This is a genomic window from Pseudomonas sp. B21-017 (assembly GCF_024749245.1).
GTDB lineage: Bacteria > Pseudomonadota > Gammaproteobacteria > Pseudomonadales > Pseudomonadaceae > Aquipseudomonas.
Window position 1 is genome coordinate 3,805,075 of the sequence record NZ_CP087194.1, and the last position, 21,115, is coordinate 3,826,189.

A 21,115-nucleotide genomic window follows, 5' to 3' on the forward strand; every position below is an offset into this window, starting at 1 on the left:
GGCCATGGCAGGCACCGGCATGCTCCCACCGTTGTTCGAGCGCCTCGCCGCCAGCGAGGTCGACACCGTGCAGGTGTTCGATCGCCAGGGGCTGCTCGACTCGGTGCACACGGAGTTGCTGCGCCTGTTCAACACCCGACGCGGCTCACGTCCGCTGACCTCTCCGCCGAGCATTCTCGACTACGGCATCGCTGACTGGACGGCCTTGCAACAGCAGCGCAGCGATGACCGTCGTCAGTTGGCGCGGGAAGTGCGCGAGGCCATCAGCCATTTCGAACCGCGCCTGCAACTGGGCGAGGTCCAGGTCAATCCGGTCCCCGGCCATCCGCAGCAATTGAGCATTCGGCTGGTGGGCGAGTTACGCAGCGGCCAGCAGCACTGGCCCGTGGCCTTTGTCATCGAGAAGGCCAGCCATGGTCTTGAGGTGCGTCATGAGCGACTCGATTGACCCGCAACTGCTCGATTACTACCAACGCGAACTGACCTGGCTGCGCCACGCCGGGAGCATTTTTGCCGAGCGTTATCCCAAGGTCGCCAGACGCCTGGAACTGTCCCCCGGTGAATGCCCCGACCCACATGTCGAACGACTGCTCGAAGGTTTCGCCCTGCTCGCCGCACGCTTGCAACGGCGGCTCGATGACGATTACGCCGAGTTCAGCGACGCCTTGCTCGAACAGCTTTACCCGTTGGCCATGCGGCCGCTGCCGTCCTGCGCGATCGTGCAGTTCGAGCCGGATCCGAGCAAGGGCAACCTGAACGATGGTTATCCGTTGCCGCGCGATACACCGCTATTCGTCACCACCAGCAAAGGCGAGAGCATCCACTTTCGCACCAGCGCTGCGGTTCGATTGTGGCCGGTGGAAATCAACGAAGCGCTGCTGCTGGGCAGCGATGAAGCACAGGCCCTGACCGGTGTGGCGCAGGCGCGTTCGGCCCTGCGCCTGAGCCTGCGTTGCCTGGGTGAGAGCCAGTGGTCGACGCTGGCCATCAAACAATTGCGCGTGCACCTGGCCGCCTCACCGGTGATCAACGCCTGCCTGTATGACCTGCTCGGCGCCCACGCGGTGAAGGTGCTGGCCGGACCGGTCGGCAGCGTGCCGGTCATGCTGGCCGGGTTGCCGCAAATCGTCGGTTTTGCCAGCGACGAAGTGCTGTTGCCGGACGAGGATGGTGTGCATCCGGGCATGCGCCTGCTCGCCGAGTACTTTGCATTCCCGGACAAATTCAACTTCTTCGACATTCCATTGGCCGGCGCCGCCAGCGACAGCCAGACGCTGTACCTATACATCGTGTTCGACCGCGCCCCGGCCAACCGCCTGCACCTTCAGGCCAGCGACTTCGCCCTGGGCTGCGCACCGGTGATCAACTTGTTTCCGCGAACCTCGGAGCCACTGCGCCCGGACGGCACCCGCAGCGAGTATCGCCTGGTCGCCGACAGTCACCGGGAAAACAGCGTCGAGATCCATAGCATCCGCGCCATGCGCGCCAGCTCAAGCCAGGGCGTGCAACGGGTGCCGGCGTATTACGGCAGCCAGCATATCGGCGGCGACAAACAGTGCTATTGGCATGCGCGACGGGTCAGCGGCATGACCCCGAATCGGCTGGGCACCGACCTGATGGTGAGCCTGGTGGACACCCGGCTCGATCCGCTGACCGAGGCCAGCGAATACAGCCTCACCGGGGAACTGCTGTGCACCAACCGGCATCTGGCCCAGAGCCTGCCGGCCGGCACGCCCCTGGGTTTCGAACGACCGGGGCCGGTGGCCTGGGCCCGTTTGCGTAACCCGCCGAGCCCGCAGAGTTTGCCGCGACTGGATGGCGAATCCCGTTGGCGGCTGGTGTCGCAACTGACCCTCAATCATTTGTCACTGGTCGAGGGGCCGCAAGCGCTGGATGCCCTCAAGGAAATCCTCCAGTTGCACAACCTGCGTGACGAGGCCAGCGCCTTGCGGCAAATCGACGGTTTGTTAAGCCTCGGCTGCAAACGGGTGATCGCCCATGTTGGTGAAGACGCGTGGCGCGGCTGGCGCAATGGGCTGGAGGTCCGGCTGCAACTCGATCCGCAGCATTTCGTCGGCAGCAGCGCGGTGTTGTTTTCCGCGGTGCTGGCGCAGTTCTTTTCACTCTATGCCACGGCCAATCGCTTCGTACGCACGGTTCTGGTCCAGTCAGACAAGGAGGTCAAGACATGGCAACCCCAAGCCGGCATGCCGCTGTCCCTCTGAGTCTGAGTCAGAAGCTGCGGCGCGATCCGCAGGCGTTCGAGTTGTTGCAGGCGTTGTTGCTGCTGGAACGCGAACACCCGCAAGCCGAATCCCTGGGCAGCGGCACCGCCCCTCAAGCAGAAGCCTTGCGCCTGCGCGGGCCGTTGACGCCGCTGTTTTCCGCCAGTGAAATTGAAAGTCTGACTCAGGAAGCTGACCAGCCACCGACGCTCACGACACCAGTGTTTGGCCTCGGCGGGCCGGACGGCCCCCTGCCCTACGCCTATCAGGAATGGCTGCAACAACGGGCCCGGGCCAAGGACCACGCTCCGGCCGAATTCCTCGACCTGTTCCAGCATCGCTTGCTCAGCCTGCTGTACAAGGTGATGCGCAAACACCGGATCGCCGTCGGCTTCACGACCCCCGGCGCGTCGCCGGTGCAAGCGCAACTGCGAGCCCTGACCGGGCTGTTGCCCAAAGCCTTGCAGGAACGCCAGGCTGTACCCGACTCTGCGGTACTGGCGTGCAGCGCGCTATTTGCCGACGGTCGTCGTTCTCTGGCCGGCTTCGCCGCGATCGTACGCGAGCACTTCGAACTGCCAGTAGAACTCAGCGCCTATGAAGGTGCCTGGCGGGAAATCCCACCGGCCAGTCGCAGTCGACTGCAACCGGGCGGGCGCAACCTGCAACTGGGTCGTAACGCGGTGGCCGGCACTCGGGTCTGGGATGAACACGCCGGCATCCGCCTGACCCTTGGCCCACTGACCTCGGCGCAGGCGGCGCGGTTTCTGCCGGACGGTGAAGCCCATCCGGCACTGGCCAGTCTCAGCGCGCTGTATTTCGGCCCCGACCTGGATTGCACACTGGTGCTGTTGGTGCGCGGTGCCAGTCCGATGAAACTCGGTCGTCAGGCACCGCCCTTTCTCAGTTGGAACGGCGGCCTGCAACGCCAGACCAGCCTTGCCGTGCAACGGATCGAAACCCGCCTTCGTCAGCTGGAGATCACCTGAACATGGAACTGGCCAGTCTGATCGGACGCCTCAACCCGGACAACCGCCGCGCCCTCGAACGGGCCGCGCAGCGCTGCCTGCAACGGGGTCATCATTACGTCGAAATCGAACACTTGCTGCTGGAGTTGCTGGACATCGAGGGCGGCGACTTCGCCTGGCTGCTGCCGCGTTTCGGACTGGAGCGCGATGCCCTGACGGCGGAAATCAACAAGGCCCTGGAACTGTTCAAATCCGGCAGCACCCGCACCCCGGCGCTCTCGGCGCACACCATCGGCCTGCTTGAAGACGCGGTGGTTCAGGCCAGTGTGCTTGGCCTGGAGAGCATCCGCTCCGGTTTGCTGCTACTGGCCCTGCTCGACCGCGATGAACGTCGCAGCCTGCTGCTCAATAGCGCCTCGTCGCTGTTGAAAATTCCACGGGAAGCCTTGCGCAGTAATTTGCTGGAGTGGACCGAAAACTCCCGCGAACACGTTGGCGGCACGCGGCCGGTCAGTGCCGGCCATCCGCAACCGAAACAGGATTCAGTGCTCGACCATTTCACCCAGGACCTGACCGCCGATGCCCACGCCGGGCGCATCGACCCCATCGTCGGCCGCGACGGCGAGATTCGACAGTGCATCGACATCCTGCTCAGACGTCGGCAGAACAACCCGATCCTGGTCGGCGCACCGGGGGTGGGCAAAACGGCGGTGGTCGAAGGCCTGGCCTTGCGCATTGCCGCCGGCGATGTGCCGCCGTCGTTGCAGGAAGTCAGCCTGCGGGTGCTCGATCTCGGTCTGTTGCAAGCTGGCGCCGGGGTCAAGGGCGAGTTCGAGCAGCGCCTCAAAGGCGTGATCGACGCGGTGCGCAGCGCCGACAAACCGATCATTCTGTTCATCGACGAAGCCCACACCCTGATTGGTGCTGGCGGCGCGGAAGGCGGCAGCGACGCGGCCAACCTGCTCAAACCGGCGCTGGCCCGTGGCGAGTTGCGCACCCTGGCCGCGACCACCTGGCTTGAGTACAAAAAATACTTCGAAAAAGACCCCGCCCTCGCCCGGCGATTTCAGTTGGTGCAAGTCGAGGAACCGGACGAAATCACCGCTGTGGAAATGCTCCGTGGCGTGGCTGCGAAACTGGAACAGCATCACGGCGTGCAGGTGCTCGACGCGGCGATCCATGAAGCGGTGAAACTGTCCCACCGCTACATCTCCGGGCGCCAGTTACCGGACAAGGCCATCAGCGTGCTCGACACCGCGTGCGCCCGGGTCGCCCTCGGCCAGCACGACGTGCCGCCACCGCTGGAAAGCCTGCGCCATCGTCAGCAGAGCCTCAAGGAGGAAGTCGAACGCCTGCGTCGCGAACAGGCCACCGGGCTCGATCACCGTGAACGCATCACCCTGCTGGAAACCGAATCCGTGGTTAACGTGCAGGCCATTCGCGAGCTGGAAACCCGTTGGAACGAAGAACGGGTCGCCGTGCGCGAACTGCTGGAAACCCGTCGCGAATTACTCGCCTTGAGCGAACGCGCCGACAACGACAAACCGGACGAAGCCACCGACAGCCACATCGATCATCTGGCCGCCGAACTGGTGCGCCTGGAGGCCGGGCTGGATGCCATTCGCCAGGACGATCCGCTGGTGCCGGAACAGGTCGACGGCAAAACCGTGGCCGCCGTGATCGCCGGATGGACCGGCATCCCGGTGGGCAAGATGCTCGCCGACGAAGCCCACGCCGTGCGCACCCTCGGCCAGCGCATGGGACTGCGGGTGATGGGCCAAAGCACTGCGTTGAACACCATCGCCCAACGCCTGCAAGCCTACCGCGCCGGCCTCACCGACCCGCAGAAACCAGTCGGCGTGTTCCTGCTGGTCGGCCCCACCGGCGTCGGTAAAACCGAAACCGCTTACGCCCTGGCCGACGCGCTGTACGGCGGCGAACGCAACCTGATCAGCATCAACCTTTCCGAATACCAGGAAGCCCACACCGTCAGCCAACTCAAAGGCGCTCCGCCCGGCTACGTCGGCTACGGCAGCGGCGGTGTACTCACCGAAGCGGTGCGGCGCAAACCCTATTCGGTGGTGCTGCTCGACGAAATCGAAAAGGCCCATCCGGACGTGCTCGAAGCCTTCTACAACGTCTTCGACAAAGGCGTGATGGAAGACGGCACCGGGCTGGTGGTGGACTTCAAAAACACCGTAATGCTCGCCACCAGCAACGTCGGGGCTGAGTTGCTGCTCGACACACCGACCGCTCAACTGGGCACCGATGCCTTCAACGAAGTGCTGCATCACGTGCTGCTGAAAGCCTTTCGCCCGGCGTTTCTGGCGCGCATGACGGTGGTGGCGTATCGGCCACTGGATGAAGCGACGCTGGAAGGGATTGTGCTGGCGAAGCTGGAGAAATTGCGCGGCCGGTACAAGGCTGCGACCGGGAAACAGTTTGAGTTCGATGCCGGGATTGTGCAGGCGGTGTTGGCCAAGTGCAGTGCGGCGGGTGCGAGGGATGTCGAGAATGTGTTGATGACGCAGGTGACGGGGAAGTTGGCGGAGTGGGTGTTGGAGTAACTCCCGGACGACTGACTCTCTTGTGTTAACAGGAGCAAAGTGTAAACCCGAAGATGTCGCATAGCAGAGGAAGCAGTTGCCATGTGCTGTGCTGGTTATTTTTCGATGAAGGTAGTGCAGCCAATATGAGGTAAGTCATCATGCCGACCCGACTGATAATAGGCGCAGGCGTTTCCGCTGCAGTGTTCCTGAACACCTCATCCGATGGCTATAAAACTGTAGTTGTCGGTGAGGATGGACTATGGGCAAAACTCGTAGAACACCCCATGGGCCAGCCCGCCCACCTCCTGCACTTACCGGGTTCTCCACCACCGTCGTTCACGGTTGCCAATGGTGAAATGAGCCTGGACAACTTCCTCTCCTCAGGTGTTTTTCAGCAAGGCGTCAGTGAAATCGTCAAAGGTAGTCGCTACGGTCACAATCCTTCACGCAAGGTACGGCGGATATCCAAGTCACTCACCCAACCAGGAAATTACGTCGCCTGGTTTGATACCTCGCATGCCTTAATCGTTGAAAAAATAGTGATTGCCACCGGCATTGGCGCCCAACGTAAACCGCCCAAAATAACAGGAACACCTGCGCCCGGTGTTGAATACTCACAAGTTATCGAAGGTATCGAATTTCTTGAAGACGAGGAGCAACAAGTTCCCAATATTGACCGCGCTATCTACGGCGGTAGCGCCACCGCCGCCTGGGTGGTCGATATTGCCAGCAAACACTCGCCAAAGATGAACTGGCTTGCCCGCCCCGGCGGCTCCGAATTCACGGGAGCAGTACTGCCTGGGGCCAGGAATGCAAAGATCATCAAGCTTTGCGAAACTCACAACCTGCAGTTATTAAAAGAGGTTACCGAGGTCGAATATGTTGGTGAACGGTTGCATATACACGTCAAAGACGAAGATTTCTGTTATATCGCCGATCAGTTCATTTATTCATTAGGCGGGGACGACAACCCTACTGTTACGGATCATATCTATCAGGTAATGGACCCAGACATCAGGGATGACCTTTCTCCTATCCTCGACGCCAGCGGTGCATTAGGCACGCAATACAAAAGTGTATTGGCACTGGGCACCAGTGACAACGGAGTGATGATTGTCGGTGCTGCCACTTACAACTTCACCGCCATGACAGTCAATCCTACCTCAGGAAAACCGGTTCCCACTAAAAAGAAACCGGCACCCATGGCCCATTTACCCTGGAATGCTCAAGTTCCCGATGGTATCGCCGTGGTGGTGGCCAGTATTTCTGCCCTGAACCACTATATTCCCATCAAACAGCGTCTGACACTCAACTATCAGAACACCTATCAGGAATATGCCATTACTGAAAACAACACCAACATAAATCTGGCAGACGCCAACCAATTAGCCGTATTGTTCACCTTAATGTTTGACGAGTTATCGGCCAATCAGATCAACGATCTTGTGATTCGGACCATCATGGCCCGCAGCAGAAAAACCAAGGGTAGCACTGAGGTATTCGGCCTCAGCAAACGCGACTTCTACAACCTTATCAAGTCGAGAATTAGTTTCATATCAGACACTTCAATAGATGAACGCTGCTCATTGGCCGGACTTAAGCTTAGTTGATGCCGCCGCGCCAAGAATGGTTCGCTGCGAAGCTGATTCATTGACCACCTGAGGCTACTTGATGCCCCGCTCCGTCGATGCCACCACCAGCCTTTCCCTCACCGCCGCCTCGCTGTCGGCGCTTTACCCTGAATCCCTTTCCGGCGAAGAGGCCCTCAACCAGCTCGGCTCGCAAATTCTCAACGGCCTCAACGACGGCTCCTCGCTCACCCTGACCACCGCCGTCGCCACCCACGTCACCGCCACCCTGCACAACGACGCCCTCACCCGCCCGCTGGACGCGCTGGTCGCCGAAATCCGACAACTCCCCGCCGACGCCACCGCCGAGCGCTATCAGCTTGTACTACGGCCATGGCTCTGGTGGCTGACCCTTGCCAGCAACAACCGCGTGTTCCAGAACCTCAGCACTTCAGACATCGTCACCACGATTTTCAAGGCCCACGCCTTCACCGACTTCAAGCTCTCACTCAGCGGCAGCTACACCCCGCGCGAATACTGCGTGCAGTACGGCGAAACCGATTTCGCGTTCGTCTCGCGGTTGCTGGAGGAAGAAGGGATTTTCTGGTTTTTCACCCATGAGGACGGCAAGCACACGCTGGTGCTGGGTGACAGTAACGATGCGTTTATGCCGATTCCCAATGGACCCAAGGTCAGCTATCTCGGCCAGCAGTTGGGCGAACGTGAAGTGCACGGCATTCGCTCCGGGCAGGTCTGCGTTCAGGCCGTGGCTGGTGTGTATCGGTCGACGGATTATGAGTTCACCACCCCGACCACATCGCTGTACGGCCAGGCCGAAGCGGTGGCCGGGCCGCGTTCGATGTATGAGCATCCGGGCGGCTACAACGCCAAGGCGCGCGGCGATGCATTGACCAAGCAGCGGGTCGACGGCTTGCGCAGTCAGGAGAAACGCTTTGTCGGTGAAAGCGACTGCCGCTGGCTGGTACCGGGGCACTGGTTCACCCTCGCCGGGCACGATGATTCAACGTTGAACATCGATTGGGTAGTGACGGCGGTGACACATGACGCCAGTCACGACAGCTATCGCAATCGCTTCGAGGCAATCCCCAAGGCCACGCCGTACCGCCCGGAACGCATCACCCCCAAACCGCGCATGCACCCGCAAACGGCAATTGTCGTCGGCAAGGCGGGAGAAGAAATCTGGACCGACGAATACGGCCGGATCAAGTTGCAGTTCCCTTGGGACCGCGACGGCAAGAACGACGAAACCAGTTCCTGTTGGGTGCGAGTTGTACTGCCCTGGAGCGGCAAGGGCTTCGGCATGCAGTTCGTGCCGCGCATCGGCCAGGAAGTGATCGTGACCTTTATCGATGGCGATCCGGATCGACCGCTGGTAACCGGCTGCGTCTACAACGGTGACAACGCGCTGCCCTATGCGCTGCCGGCGAATCAGACCCAGTCGGGAATCAAGACCCAATCGTCCAAGGGCGGCGGCGGTTTCAACGAGTTGCGCTTCGAGGACAAGAAAGACGCCGAAGAGGTGTTTTTGCAGGCGCAGAAAGACCTGAAGATCAACGTGCTCAACGACACCACCGCCACGGTCGGCCACGATGAAACCCTGACCGTGCAGAACGCTCGCACGCGCACGGTGAAGGACGGCGACGAGACCGTGACCCTGGAGAAAGGCAAACGCAGCGTGACCATCCAGACCGGCAGCGACACGCTCGATGTGAAGGACAGCCGCACGGTGACCGTGGGCGCTGACCAGACCCACAGTACCGGCGGCAATTACACGCACAAGGTCACCGGAGATTACAGCCTGACGGTGGACGGCAACCTGACCATCAAAGTGACCGGCACCCTGACCCTGCAAAGCGGTGGCAGTTTCGCGATCAAGAGCGGCGCCGATCTGGCGGCCGAGGCCAGTACTTCGATCAGCCAGAAGGCCGGGACCTCTGTGAGCAACCAGGCTGGTACCTCATTGGAGAACAAGGCCGGCACGACGATGACCAACGATGCCGGGATCAGCCTGACCAACAAGGGTGCAGCTTCGCAGACCGTGGATGGTGGCGGCATGCTGACCATCAAGGGTGGTCTGGTGCAGGTCAACTGATGAGGAGACGCCATGGCCATCACGCCGCTGGATTTGCAGCAAAACGATAAACAGCTCAAAGGGCGCCTGCTCGATGGCCAGCTCGACGGTGCGCTGCACATCAAGGATGACGGGCGTGCGCAGGCTGATTTGCACTACAGCCACGGCGAGCTGCAAGGCACCACCCTGCTCTACCACCCCAATGGCAAGGTCTCGGCGCAGCTGCCGTTTGTCCATGACAAGCTGCAGGGGGTTGCCAGTTTCTATGCCCCCGAAGGCAGTCTGCAGCGCAAGGCAACTTATCGCCGAGGGCTGTTGCATGGCGAGGCGTTCAATTACTTTCCCGATGGGCAACTGGCGGAGGTCGAGTTCTACCGCGACGGCGTGCGCGACGGGCGTTATCAGCGCTTTCATCCGAACGGCAAACCGGCCGTCGAAGCCCGGTATCTCAACGGTCAATTGCTGGAACCGGAACAGGGCTTCGCCAGCGACGGACGACCATTGGATGCCGACGGCAAGCCGATCTCACGAATGCGCTGGTGGTTCAGGCGCTGGAGCGATCCTGCTCAAGCCTAAGTTCTGTAGCAGCTGCCGAGCAGCGCGAGGCTGCGTTCGGCTGCGAAGCAGTCGCAAGTCCGGATGATGCGGTCTGCCTGATGTACCGCAGTCTCAGGTTTTACGACTGCTTCGCAGCCGAACGCAGCCTCGCAAGCTCGACAGCTGCTACGGCCGAACGCAGGCTTCGCCAGCTGCTACAGAGGTTGTGGCGATCAGGGAATCAGCATCTGCATTTGCCCCGGCATCACGATTTTGATCACTCCGGCCCAGTTGCACATCAAGGTGCTGTTGGCATCGATGGCCGGCATGCCGCCCAGCAGTAGGGTCGGCGCGCCGCCGGGGATCCACGGGGTGGCGGTGGCCGGGATGCACGGCATCGGCGTCAGCACGCCAAGCGCCGCGGCGGTGGCGGCCGCGACCATCGGGTTGGCCATGCTCATGCACGTGCCGAACGGCATGACGTTCACCAACGGAATGTGGTCCATGATGTTCGCCGCCGGCATGCCCCCGGTCATTGTGCGGTTCACTGGCAGCACGTTGAGTACCGCCGGCGCCGCGCCGAAACTGCATTGCAGGGTCGCGGTGGCGCAAACTTGCGGACAGCCCATGTTGAATCTCCTTCCTGGAAGCGACGCTCCTTGAACCATAGTCCGCCGCGCCTGCTCGCGCACATCAGGAACGCTGATTATCCGGCAACACGCTAACCTATAAGACCGTGCCGCGCTTGTGGCCACCCCGGCGCGCCATTAGATTAGCCAATGATGTCTGGCCTCCAAAATAAGCAGAAGGGATAAGCATGGCGCTTACTGACCAGTCCACCCGTATCCGCTCTGGCGAAGAACTCGATGCCAGCCTGATCGATCCATACCTCAAGGCGCACATTCCGGGTCTGAGTGGTTTGCCTGTGATCAGCCAGTTTCCGGGCGGTGCGTCGAACCTGACTTACCTGCTGGAATACCCCGAACAGGAATTCGTCCTGCGTCGGCCGCCGTTCGGCCACAAAGCCAAGTCCGCCCACGACATGGGCCGTGAATTTCGCATCCTCAATCAGCTGCGGGACGGTTTTCCCTATTGCCCCAAAGCCTATGTGCACTGCACCGACGAATCGGTGATCGGCGCCGAGTTCTATGTGATGGAACGGGTCAAGGGGATCATCCTGCGCGCCGAACTGCCACCGGAACTGGGCCTGGATTCGGCGAAGACCGAAACCCTGTGCAAGAACTTCATCGACAAGTTCGTCGAACTGCACCGGGTCGACTACAAGGCTTATGGCCTGGGTGATCTCGGTAAACCCGAAGGTTATGTCGCGCGGCAAATCAAAGGCTGGAGCGAGCGCTACGAGAAGGCCCTGACCCCGGACGCGCCGAAGTGGGAAGCGGTAAAGGCCTGGCTCAACGACAAAATGCCAGCCGATCACCCGACGTCGAGCATCGTCCACAACGATTACCGCTTCGACAACGTGATCCTCGATCCGAACAACCCGATGCAGATCATCGGTGTGCTGGATTGGGAGCTGACCACCCTCGGTGACCCGCTGATGGACCTGGGCAACACCCTCGCCTACTGGATCGAAGCCGACGACCCGGCACCGGTGCAACTGATGCGCCGCCAGCCAAGCCACGCCCCCGGCATGCTGACCCGCCGCGAATTCGTCGATTACTACGCCGAGCGCGCCGGCATCCAGATCGACAATTTCGACTTCTACTACACCTATGGCCTGTTCCGTCTGGCCGGCATCGTGCAGCAGATCTACTACCGCTTCTTCCATGGTCAGACCCAGGACAAACGCTTCGCACAGTTCATTCACATGAACAAACTGCTGGAGCAGATGAGCTTGCAGGTCATTCAGAAATCCAGCCTCTGATCGGGCCCCATAACAAGGAAAAATCATGTCCAAGACTCAGTTGTTCGACCTCGACGGCAAGATCGCTTTCGTCTCAGGTGCCAGTCGCGGCATCGGTGAAGCCATCGCCAAACTGCTGGCGCAGCAAGGTGCCCACGTGATCGTTTCGAGCCGCAAGCTCGACGGCTGCCAGCACGTCGCCGACGCGATCATCGCCGCCGGCGGCAAGGCCACCGCCATTGCCTGCCACATCGGTGAGATGGAACAGATCACCCAGGTCTTCGCCGCCATCCGCGAACAATTCGGGCGTCTGGACATCCTGGTCAACAACGCCGCGACCAACCCGCAGTTCTGCAACGTGCTGGACACCGACCTCAGCGCCTTCCAGAAAACCGTCGACGTGAACATTCGCGGCTACTTCTTCATGTCGGTGGAAGCCGGCAAGCTGATGCGCGAACACGGTGGCGGCAGCATCATCAACGTCGCCTCGATCAACGGCATCTCGCCGGGGATCTTCCAGGGCATCTACTCGGTGACCAAGGCAGCGGTGATCAACATGACCAAGGTGTTCGCCAAGGAGTGCGCACAATTCGGCATTCGCTGCAACGCCCTGCTACCGGGTCTGACGGATACCAAGTTTGCATCGGCGCTGGTGAAGAACGAGGCAATTTTGAACACCGCATTGCAGCAGATTCCGCTCAAGCGCGTGGCGGATCCGAGTGAAATGGCCGGTGCGGTGTTGTACCTGGCGAGTGATGCTTCCAGCTATACGACCGGGGTTTCGTTGAATGTGGATGGCGGGTTCCTGTCCTGATTCGGTTTTGCGAATAAACCGAAGGCAGCCTCAGGGCTGCCTTTGGTGTTTGATCGGCGGGCTCGTGGAAGACTCTCGTGCATTGGTCGAAAAACTTAACGCAAGCTGCGGGTTGTTTCCCCAAAAACAGGCGCCGCGACCAAGCCAATCATAGTCATTAGTGCTATCAAAGAGCGTTGCTTCGCCAGCCAGTCTCAGTCGATGTTTTGTGTCCTTCGCTATCCATATCCAGCATTACTCCTGATCCACTCTTTGCAACCGCTGCTGCGATAAGTCCGTATGTCTTCTCCCGTCATCAAAGCCCGCGATTTGTGGCTGATCTGCACACCTGGAAACGATAGAGGCCGCTAACAAGACGCACAAGCCAGCAGATTCCGGCGTTGTTGCAGGCAATGACGCAAGGCGGTGTAGCCATTCTCAGCGCTTCCTGACCTCACCAAGAAAAAGAATATTTATTCCACTTTATTGCATGTTACGAATTTTTATTCCATAAATAGCCCTCCTGAAAATAAAAATCCAAAGGACCCCGGCTATGCGCGAACTCGGTATCGGACTCATCGGCACAGGTTTCATGGGCCGCGCCCACGCCCTGGCCTTTCGCAATGTCAGCGCTGTTTTTGAATTGCCGCTGAAGCTCAAACTCGCCGCCCTTGCCGACGCCGACCCGCAGCGCGCCCGCCACTGCGCCGATGCCTGGGGCTTCGATGCTGCTCACAACGACTGGCAACAGCTGATCGATGACCCCAAGGTCAACCTGATCGCCATCACCACCCCCAATCATCTGCACTACCCCATGGCCATGGCTGCCATCGCCGCCGGTAAACCGGTGTATTGCGAAAAGCCGCTGGCGGTGAGCCTCGAGCAGGCCAGTACCATGCACCTTGCAGCCAAAGCCGCAGGCGTGGTGACGCGGGTGGGTTACAACTATCAGCACAACCCGATCATCGGCCTGGCTCGGGATTTGATTCAAAACGGCGCGCTGGGGCAGATCATCAGTTTCCAGGGCGAGTTCAGCGAAGACTTCATGGCCGATCCCTTTTCACCCTGGTCCTGGCGCTGCGACGCCAATTACGCCGGCGGCGCCCTCGCGGACCTGGGCAGTCATTTACTGGCCATGGCTCGTCATCTGCTGGGCGACGTCGAGGCGGTGTGCGCGGATACCCAGACCGTACATGCGCAACGCCCCGTGATGGCGGGTGGTCAGGAACGACGCGAGGTCGCGGTCGACGATCAGGTCCACGCGTTGCTGCGGTTCGCCAATGGCGCGCGAGGGACGTTCAGCAGCAGCTGGCTCAAACACGGTTACAAGAATCACCTGAGTTTTGAAATCAGCGGCACCCAAGGCACCCTGGCGTTCGATCAGGAACGCTTGAATGAACTGCGGCTGTATCGTGCCGGGCAAGACGGTTTCCAACGGCTGCTGGCGGGGCCGGATTTGCCGGGTTACGCCGCCTTCAGCCCGGCGCCGGGGCACCAGTTGGGTTACAACGAACTCAAGACCCTTGAAGTGCATGAGTTGGTGATGGCGCTGGCCGGTCTCGGCCAGGACGGGACCGATTTCGAGCAGGCGTGGGAAATCGAACGCCTGGCGACGGCGATTCGTCTGGCGGCACGGGAGTCGCGGTGGGTCAGGATCGAGGAAGTCTGAACCGACGCTCAGGTCATACACCGCCAGTTGCACGTGCTACTGGCGGTACACCGGACCCGGTTTACTGAGTGACGCAACGGGTCAGGGTCGTGGTTCGGGTCACCTGCCCTTCAGCCCTCATATCACCCTGTACATCGGTACTTTCGGTGGTCGAACAGGTACGAACCGGTGTCGGTGGCGGTACGGCCGGGGGTGGAGGCGGCGGACTGGCGCAACCACCCAGAATCGCCATGCAGAGTGCGAGCGACAGTGGTGAAAAAGCACATTTCCCAAAATTGTTCATAGGCTGACCCGCGGTAAGTAATCGACATTTTCCGCGACTCGAAAACCATCCCGCGAACCCGCGGCCCTGTCACAGAAAAGAAATACCCTCGCATTCCTTATAGCTTAGCTACCCGCCAATGCCAGAAAGACAGCGACCATTCCATTACCGCAGGCCTGCGGGATATGACGCCTAAAGAGCGGAGGATCGATTCAAACCACTGCTTTCAAGCTCATAGCGCAGCTCTTCAATCAACGCCGCCACTGCCTCCGGCGTCCGGAGCGTCGCCACGTTCAACCCGCTGACCACCAGATCCACCTGCCCTGTCGCCGGATGGTAAAGCTTCACCGTCAACGAATTATCCCCGGCAAGCGCACACTCACAGGCCAACGGCAAAAAGCTCCGCTCCAACCGCATACGCAATTGCACCAGGTAACTCATCCCGACTCACCTTGGCGACAGCGTAAAGTCGACTGCCCGCCTGTTCTTTTCGCACCCATGAGGTTGCTCCTTCAGCTGCATCGAAGAGGACGCGATACCGGGCCCAAGCCACGTCTCGCACCCCGACAGCCTAGAAAAAAGCCCCATCTGATCAATACATGAAATTGCACCACCCGCACTAGTGCATTTGCACCTTAACGTTGCCCCTTGGTCCGCTTCACGCCGGAGAACAGACCTCGTTCGCGAGCCCAGACAATCGCCTCGCTACGGCTATGCACATCGAGCTTGGAGTACACCGTCGACACATGATTGCGCACCGTATTGGGCGCGAGTTTCAGGCGCGCGGCGATCTCCTTGTCGGCCAGGCCTTCACAAATCAGGCCGAGCACATCGCGCTCCCGGGTGGTCAGGTCGGTGAACGACACACTGAGTAACTGCGGCGAATTGACGTTCTTCACATTGGCCAGTTTTTCGATCAGCGTGCGGCTGAACCAGGACGCATCTTTCATCACCTCTTCAATCGCCGACACCAACTCCAACTCGGTGCGCTTGCGCTCGGTGATGTCCATCAACACCAGCAGGTAACAAGAGCCATCCTGAATGTTCACGGTGTCCGCCGAGACCGCACAATCAATCAGCCCGGCATCCTTCCGGCGCACCCTGACATCGACACGATCCACGCGCCCGCTTTTCTCCAGGGTCGCAAACAGTCGCGTGCGAGCGCCCGCGTCATCGATGAAGCCGAGTTGCGCCACGGTCTTGCCGAGCACTTCATCATTGGGAAATGCGAGGGACTCGAGGAAGGCTTCGTTGACGTCCATCACCACTTGGTCCGCGGCGCGGCACACCAGGATCGGCACCGGAGTGAGGCGAAACGCTTTGGCGAACCGTTCCTCGCTCTGGCGCAGGGCGATTTCGGCCTTGTGCCGGAGCTCCATGTCGACGAAGGAAAACAGCATGCAAGCTTCGTCGTTGAGCTCAAGCGGTTGGCCGGCAACGATCACCTGCTTGCTGCCACCGTCGGCCAATTGCAACTCGGCCTGCATCTGCGGAATGGTCGCGCCGTCACGCAGACGCTGCTTGGCCAGATCCTTGTTTTCAGCACGTTCCAGCACATCCAGTTCATAGGTTGAAGCGCCGATCACCTGATCCCGGGCATAGCCGGTCATGTCCACGAAACCCTGATTGACCTTGATGTAGCGCAAATCGCTGAGGCGGCAGATCACGGCCGGGGCCGGGTTGGCGTTGAATGTTTTCTCGAAGCGCTGCTCGGCGCTGGCCCAGTCGGTAACGTCGTTCATGATCAGCACCAACGATTCCGGCTCACCGGCACGGTCCGCCAGCACCATGCTGCGCACGCTGTGAACCCAGGTGCGCTCTTCATTTTCCAGCTGCGTCACCTCCACCATCACATCGCTGAACGTCTCGCCATGGGCCACGCGGCTGATCGGATAGTTCTCGATCGCTACCGGATGATTGTTGCGATAACGCAAGGCAAAACGCTTGGCGTACTCCCCGGCATTGGCCCCCAACTCGCCAATCTCGCTGACACCGTGCATGGCCAGCGCGGCGTCATTGGCCCAGAGAATGGTCTGGTCGAGCTCCAGCAGAATCACCCCATCAGACAGGCCGGCGATGATCTGCTGCAACTGGCGGCGATTGGTTTCAGTGCTCAGGACGTCCTGGCTCATTGGAACTCCACAATTGCGGCGGCACTTTTGCGCGCTGCCCAGTGAAGATTACGACCGCAGACGTTTGTGATAGTGCAAAAAGCCCGGCACCCGCGGCCCTCCCAAAGTAGCCCTATGCTCAATAGGGAAAGAGTGGTTTAGTGCCGCTTTTTGTCTATACGGAGAGTTGCCATGGTGTTTGATTCTCTTCACTTCACCCCCTGGTCTGCCCTCGCGGGAGGAGCGCTGATTGGCCTCGCCGCGAGCGTAATGGTGGTGGCCAACGGGCGAGTTGCCGGGATCAGCGGGCTGTTGGGCAGCCTGCTTGAGCGTAATGATTCAGGACGAGGTGAAAAAGCCCTGTTCCTGCTCGGACTGTTGGCGGCACCGTTGGTCTGGACGCTGTTTCATGTGTGGCCGACCATCGAATTCAAAACCGGTACGGTGGGGCTGATCATCGCTGGATTGTGCGTCGGCATCGGCACTCGTTATGGCTCCGGCTGCACCAGTGGTCACGGCGTGTGCGGTATCTCGCGCCTGTCACCGCGCTCCATTGCCGCGACATTGAGCTTCATGTTCACAGGCTTCGTGACGGTGTTCGTCCTGCGCCATCTGCTGGGGTATTGAACATGCGCAAACTGACCGCTTTCCTCGCCGGCCTGCTGTTCGGCGTCGGCCTGTTGCTGGCCGGCATGGCGAACCCGGCCAAAGTGCTGGGTTTTCTGGACATTGCCGGCCTGTGGGATCCGTCACTGGCGCTGGTCATGATCGGCGCCATTGCCGTGGCTTGGGGGCCGTTTCACTGGGCCATGAAACAACCGACATCCTTGCTGGGTGCGCCTATGCAATTGCCGGTCAGCCGTGAGCTGGACCGACGCCTGATCGGTGGCAGCCTGCTCTTCGGCATCGGTTGGGGTATTGCCGGCATCTGCCCCGGCCCGGCACTGGTGTTGTTGCCGACGGGGCACTGGCAGGCCTGGGTGTTCGCCATCGCCATGCTGGCGGGGATGCTGATGTTCAAAGCGCTGCAAACCCGCCGTTGAGCATCCCCGCCAAGCCAGTGGTCAAGCCGCCTGCTTACCACTGGCAATCGCCTGCGACGCCGCCAGCATCGCCCGCAACAACACGGCGCACCCGGCGGCCAGATCATCCGGCGCGGCGTTTTCGATTTCGTTATGGCTGATGCCGCCTTCACAAGGCACGAAAATCATCCCGGCCGGGCCGAGTTCGGCGAGGAAGATTGCGTCGTGCCCTGCTCCACTGACGATGTCCATGTGCGACAGACCGAGCCCTTGAGCCGCACCGCGTACCGCTTCGACGCAGCCCTTGTCGAAGTACAGCGGCGGGAAGTCCGCGGTGGGTGTGAATTCGAAGCTCAGGCCGTGTTGCTCGCAGGTGGTTTCGATGACCTGGCGGACTTCGGCGATCATTGAGTCGAGTCGCGCCGGTTCCAGATGACGGAAGTCCAGGGTCATGCGCACTTCGCCGGGAATCACGTTGCGCGAACCGGGATAGGCTTGCAGGCAGCCGACGGTGCCGCAGGCGTGGGGTTGATGACCGAGGGCTGCGCGATTGACTGCGCCAACGATCACCGCGGCGCCGACCAGCGCGTCCTTGCGCAGGTGCATTGGCGTCGGACCGGCGTGGGCTTCGACGCCGCGCAGTTTCAAGTCGAACCATTTCTGCCCCAGCGCGCCCATCACCACGCCGATGGTTTTGTGTTCGTCCTCAAGAATCGGCCCTTGCTCGATGTGCGCCTCGAAGTACGCACCCACAGCATGACCGCTGACCTGGCGCGGCCCGGCGTAACCGATGGCGTTCAAGGCTTCGCCGACAGTCACGCCCTCGGCATCGACCTTGGCCAGGGTTTCCTCGAGGGTGAATTTTTCCGCGAACACGCCGGAGCCCATCATGCACGGGGCGAAGCGTGAGCCTTCCTCGTTGGTCCAGACCACCACTTCCAGCGGCGCTTCGGTTTCCACGCCGAGGTCGTTGAGGGTACGTAAGACTTCGACCCCGGCCAGCACGCCGAAGCAACCGTCGAACTTGCCGCCGGTGGGCTGAGTGTCGATGTGGCTGCCGGTCATTACCGGTGGCAGGTTCGGATTGCGCCCCGGACGACGGGCGAAGATGTTGCCGACGGCGTCGATGCTGACCGTGCAACCGGCCTCCTCGCACCACTTCACGAAGATATCGCGCGCCTGGCGGTCGAGGTCGGTCAGGGCCAGCCGGCAGACACCGCCCTTGACCGTCGCGCCGAGCTTGGCCAGGTCCATGAGCGACTGCCACAGACGGTCGCGATTGATGTGCTGATGGGTGGATTGCAGAACGTCTACAGCAGCGTTCATGGTGATCTCCTCAGGCAGTTGTTATCGGTTTCTTCGCTAGTTCCCACGCCCCGCATGGGAATTCATCCCTAGACGCTCTGCGTCCGCTCCTGGAACGCGGAGCGTCCCTGGCTGCGTTCCCACGCAGAGCGTGGGAACGATCACTCATCACACTGGAGATTTCACGACAGTCGGACTCGGCCGCATCGAACTCAACCCGTAATAAATCAGCCCTCCCAAGGCCGAGCCGGTGAACCAGCCGTAGCTGTAGAACCAGCTGAAGGCATCGCTGCCCAGCGACAGCAGCGTCAACACCACCGGCACGCCGAACGCGATGAAGCCAAACCCGTTCCACGCCGGGTACACGTCATCACGATAGAGGCCGGCCAGATCCAGTTGCTGTTTCTTGATCAGGAAATAGTCCACCACCATGATCCCGGCGATCGGCCCCAGCAGGCTCGAATAGCCGAGCAACCAGTTGGAATACACCGTCTCCAGGCTCAGATCCGAGACAATCAGCCCGAGCTTTTTCAGCAGTTCATGGGCCATCAGCGCCAACCCGACCAACCCCGTGAGCATCACCGCCGTGGTGCGGTTGATGTACTTGGGCGCGACGTTCTGGAAATCGTTGGTTGGCGACACGATGTTGGCCGCAGTGTTGGTGGACAAGGTGGCGATGATGATCAGCGCCATGGCCAGTGCGACCCAGACCGGGCTCTGGATATGGCCGATCAGGGTGACCGGATCAGAGACGGTGACACCCACCAGTTTGACCGACGCGGCCGTCATCACCACGCCGAGGGAGGCGAACAGGAACATGGTCAGGGGTAAACCGATGATCTGCCCGACGATCTGGTCCTTCTGGCTTTTCGCGTAGCGGCTGAAGTCTGGAATATTCAGCGACAAAGTGGCCCAGAAGCCGACCATGGCGGTCAGCCCGGCGGCAAAATAACTGGCCACGCCGGCCCCTTCCGGACGCTTGGCCGGGATCGCCAGCAACTCGGTCATCGACACGTTTGGCATAGCCCACACCAGCAGGCCCACGCCCACCAGTACCAACAACGGCGCCGAGAGGGTTTCCAGCCACTTGATCGAGTCCGCGCCGCGAATCACCACCCACAGGTTCAAGGCCCAGAACAGCATGAAGCCGATCACCTCGCCGGTACCGCCGAGGGCCTTCCAGCCATCGAACACCGAGCCGAGAAACAGGTGAATCGCCAGCCCACCGAACATGGTCTGGATGCCGAACCAGCCACACGCCACCAGGGCGCGGATCAGGCACGGGATGTTGGAACCGAGAATGCCGAAGGACGAGCGCAGCAATACCGGAAACGGAATGCCGTACTTGGTGCCGGGGAAGGCGTTCAGGGTCAGTGGGATCAGCACAATGATATTGGCGAACAGAATCGCCAGCAGCGCTTCGCCCACGGTCAGGCCGAAGTAGGCCGTGAGTACGCCGCCGAGGGTGTAAGTCGGCACGCAGATCGCCATGCCGACCCACAGCGCGGTGATGTGCCATTTGTTCCAGGTTCGTTCGCGCACCTTGGTCGGAGCCATGTCGTGGTTGTATCGGGGACTGTCGAGGACATCGCTGCCGGCTTCGAGCTCAAACAAGCCGTCGCGCTCGGTCACTTGCGATCTGATCTGTTGCATGGCCGCTCCACTGTTCTTTTGATTATTTTTGCTCATCAGAGGCTGGCGCAATGCGCGCGAGCCGGACGATGGCCGGAGAAACTGACAACTTTTACGGACCGGCCACGGTGTCAGCGGCGGCATCAATAAACGTGCCGGGTGCCCCGCTTGCGCCTCGGGCAGTGCCATAAAACTTTGCTAACCAACTGATGTTAATCAGCTTTATTTATCCAACTAGCGAGTCCCCGGTCAGTTGCCCTGTCACTCAGGCCGAATGCCAGGCAAGTTGTCCGAACAGTCAGGACTCAATCTGGTGCGTCGATCTTTTTTGTAAGGTTGCGCATCAACCATAGACCATCCTCAACCGGCTGATTTCACATAGAAAATCTTGACCATATTTCCAACCTGTCAAGTGCGTCAAAATGGTGAGCGGTCTCACCATTTTGGTGATTTTCATTTTTTATTGTTATTTATCAAATAGTTAAAACAATAATAAGCTTATAAAAAATATTCTTGCT

General features: G+C 60.4%; 17 protein-coding genes. 12 read left to right on the forward strand and 5 right to left on the reverse strand.

All coding sequences use genetic code 11. The features are described from left to right. Positions 1-4 precede the first annotated feature (4 nt). The 7 genes from tssE to LOY28_RS17115 all read left to right on the forward strand — a co-directional run bounded on the left by tssE (position 5) and on the right by LOY28_RS17115 (position 9,978). Positions 5-448 (forward strand): type VI secretion system baseplate subunit TssE, encoded by a 444-nt coding sequence (gene tssE / locus LOY28_RS17085; protein WP_019648923.1) that lies wholly within the window; start codon positions 5-7, stop codon positions 446-448. Next, positions 432-2,225, forward strand: coding sequence for a type VI secretion system baseplate subunit TssF (tssF, locus tag LOY28_RS17090; RefSeq protein ID WP_258612228.1), 1,794 nt, complete (start codon positions 432-434; stop codon positions 2,223-2,225). The genes tssE and tssF overlap by 17 nt, the downstream gene beginning before the upstream one ends. Continuing rightward, positions 2,189-3,214, forward strand: a complete 1,026-nt coding sequence (gene tssG / locus LOY28_RS17095) for a type VI secretion system baseplate subunit TssG (RefSeq protein WP_258612229.1) — start codon at positions 2,189-2,191, stop codon at positions 3,212-3,214. The genes tssF and tssG overlap by 37 nt, the downstream gene beginning before the upstream one ends. A 2-nt stretch (positions 3,215-3,216) precedes the next feature. Then, on the forward strand, positions 3,217-5,760 hold the full coding sequence (tssH, locus tag LOY28_RS17100; protein WP_258612230.1) for a type VI secretion system ATPase TssH: 2,544 nt from the start codon (positions 3,217-3,219) through the stop codon (positions 5,758-5,760). A gap of 140 nt (positions 5,761-5,900) precedes the next feature. Beyond that, positions 5,901-7,352: a hypothetical protein gene (locus tag LOY28_RS17105; protein WP_064618264.1), complete on the forward strand. Its 1,452-nt coding sequence runs from the start codon at positions 5,901-5,903 to the stop codon at positions 7,350-7,352. Between the two features lie 61 nt (positions 7,353-7,413). Continuing rightward, the gene (gene tssI, locus LOY28_RS17110; RefSeq protein WP_258612231.1) at positions 7,414-9,423 is read left to right on the forward strand and encodes a type VI secretion system tip protein VgrG; all 2,010 of its coding nucleotides are present in this window, start codon (positions 7,414-7,416) and stop codon (positions 9,421-9,423) included. A gap of 12 nt (positions 9,424-9,435) precedes the next feature. Beyond that, positions 9,436-9,978: a toxin-antitoxin system YwqK family antitoxin gene (locus LOY28_RS17115; RefSeq protein ID WP_018929673.1), complete on the forward strand. Its 543-nt coding sequence runs from the start codon at positions 9,436-9,438 to the stop codon at positions 9,976-9,978. Between the two features lie 194 nt (positions 9,979-10,172). On the opposite strand, the gene LOY28_RS17120 is transcribed toward LOY28_RS17115, so the two are convergent. Continuing rightward, positions 10,173-10,568, reverse strand: a complete 396-nt coding sequence (locus LOY28_RS17120; protein ID WP_018929674.1) for a DUF4280 domain-containing protein — start codon at positions 10,566-10,568, stop codon at positions 10,173-10,175. Positions 10,569-10,756: 188 nt separating this feature from the next. On the opposite strand from LOY28_RS17120, the gene LOY28_RS17125 reads away from it, so the two are divergent. The 3 genes from LOY28_RS17125 to LOY28_RS17135 all read left to right on the forward strand — a co-directional run bounded on the left by LOY28_RS17125 (position 10,757) and on the right by LOY28_RS17135 (position 14,265). Then, positions 10,757-11,824 (forward strand): phosphotransferase family protein, encoded by a 1,068-nt coding sequence (locus LOY28_RS17125; RefSeq protein WP_258612232.1) that lies wholly within the window; start codon positions 10,757-10,759, stop codon positions 11,822-11,824. 25 nt (positions 11,825-11,849) lie between these two features. Next, on the forward strand, positions 11,850-12,617 hold the full coding sequence (locus LOY28_RS17130; RefSeq protein ID WP_018929676.1) for an SDR family oxidoreductase: 768 nt from the start codon (positions 11,850-11,852) through the stop codon (positions 12,615-12,617). A gap of 532 nt (positions 12,618-13,149) precedes the next feature. Then, a complete protein-coding gene (locus LOY28_RS17135; protein ID WP_258612233.1) occupies positions 13,150-14,265 on the forward strand; it encodes a Gfo/Idh/MocA family protein in 1,116 nt (371 codons plus the stop codon). Between the two features lie 454 nt (positions 14,266-14,719). Here LOY28_RS17135 and LOY28_RS17140 read toward each other — a convergent pair whose 3' ends face one another. Continuing rightward, positions 14,720-14,968 (reverse strand): DUF1652 domain-containing protein, encoded by a 249-nt coding sequence (locus tag LOY28_RS17140; RefSeq protein WP_064618276.1) that lies wholly within the window; start codon positions 14,966-14,968, stop codon positions 14,720-14,722. Positions 14,969-15,162: 194 nt separating this feature from the next. Next, positions 15,163-16,659 carry a helix-turn-helix transcriptional regulator gene (locus LOY28_RS17145; RefSeq protein ID WP_258612234.1) on the reverse strand — a complete coding sequence of 499 codons (1,497 nt, stop codon included), beginning with the start codon at positions 16,657-16,659 and terminating at the stop codon, positions 15,163-15,165. Between the two features lie 171 nt (positions 16,660-16,830). On the opposite strand from LOY28_RS17145, the gene LOY28_RS17150 reads away from it, so the two are divergent. Then, a complete protein-coding gene (locus LOY28_RS17150; RefSeq protein WP_026286687.1) occupies positions 16,831-17,265 on the forward strand; it encodes a YeeE/YedE family protein in 435 nt (144 codons plus the stop codon). 2 nt (positions 17,266-17,267) lie between these two features. After that, complete coding sequence (locus tag LOY28_RS17155; protein WP_018929681.1) at positions 17,268-17,681, forward strand: DUF6691 family protein; 414 nt, start codon at positions 17,268-17,270, stop codon at positions 17,679-17,681. Between the two features lie 21 nt (positions 17,682-17,702). Here LOY28_RS17155 and LOY28_RS17160 read toward each other — a convergent pair whose 3' ends face one another. Beyond that, complete coding sequence (locus LOY28_RS17160; protein ID WP_258612235.1) at positions 17,703-18,986, reverse strand: Zn-dependent hydrolase; 1,284 nt, start codon at positions 18,984-18,986, stop codon at positions 17,703-17,705. A gap of 147 nt (positions 18,987-19,133) precedes the next feature. Beyond that, positions 19,134-20,618 carry an NCS1 family nucleobase:cation symporter-1 gene (locus LOY28_RS17165; RefSeq protein WP_018929683.1) on the reverse strand — a complete coding sequence of 495 codons (1,485 nt, stop codon included), beginning with the start codon at positions 20,616-20,618 and terminating at the stop codon, positions 19,134-19,136. Positions 20,619-21,115: the final 497 nt, after the last annotated feature.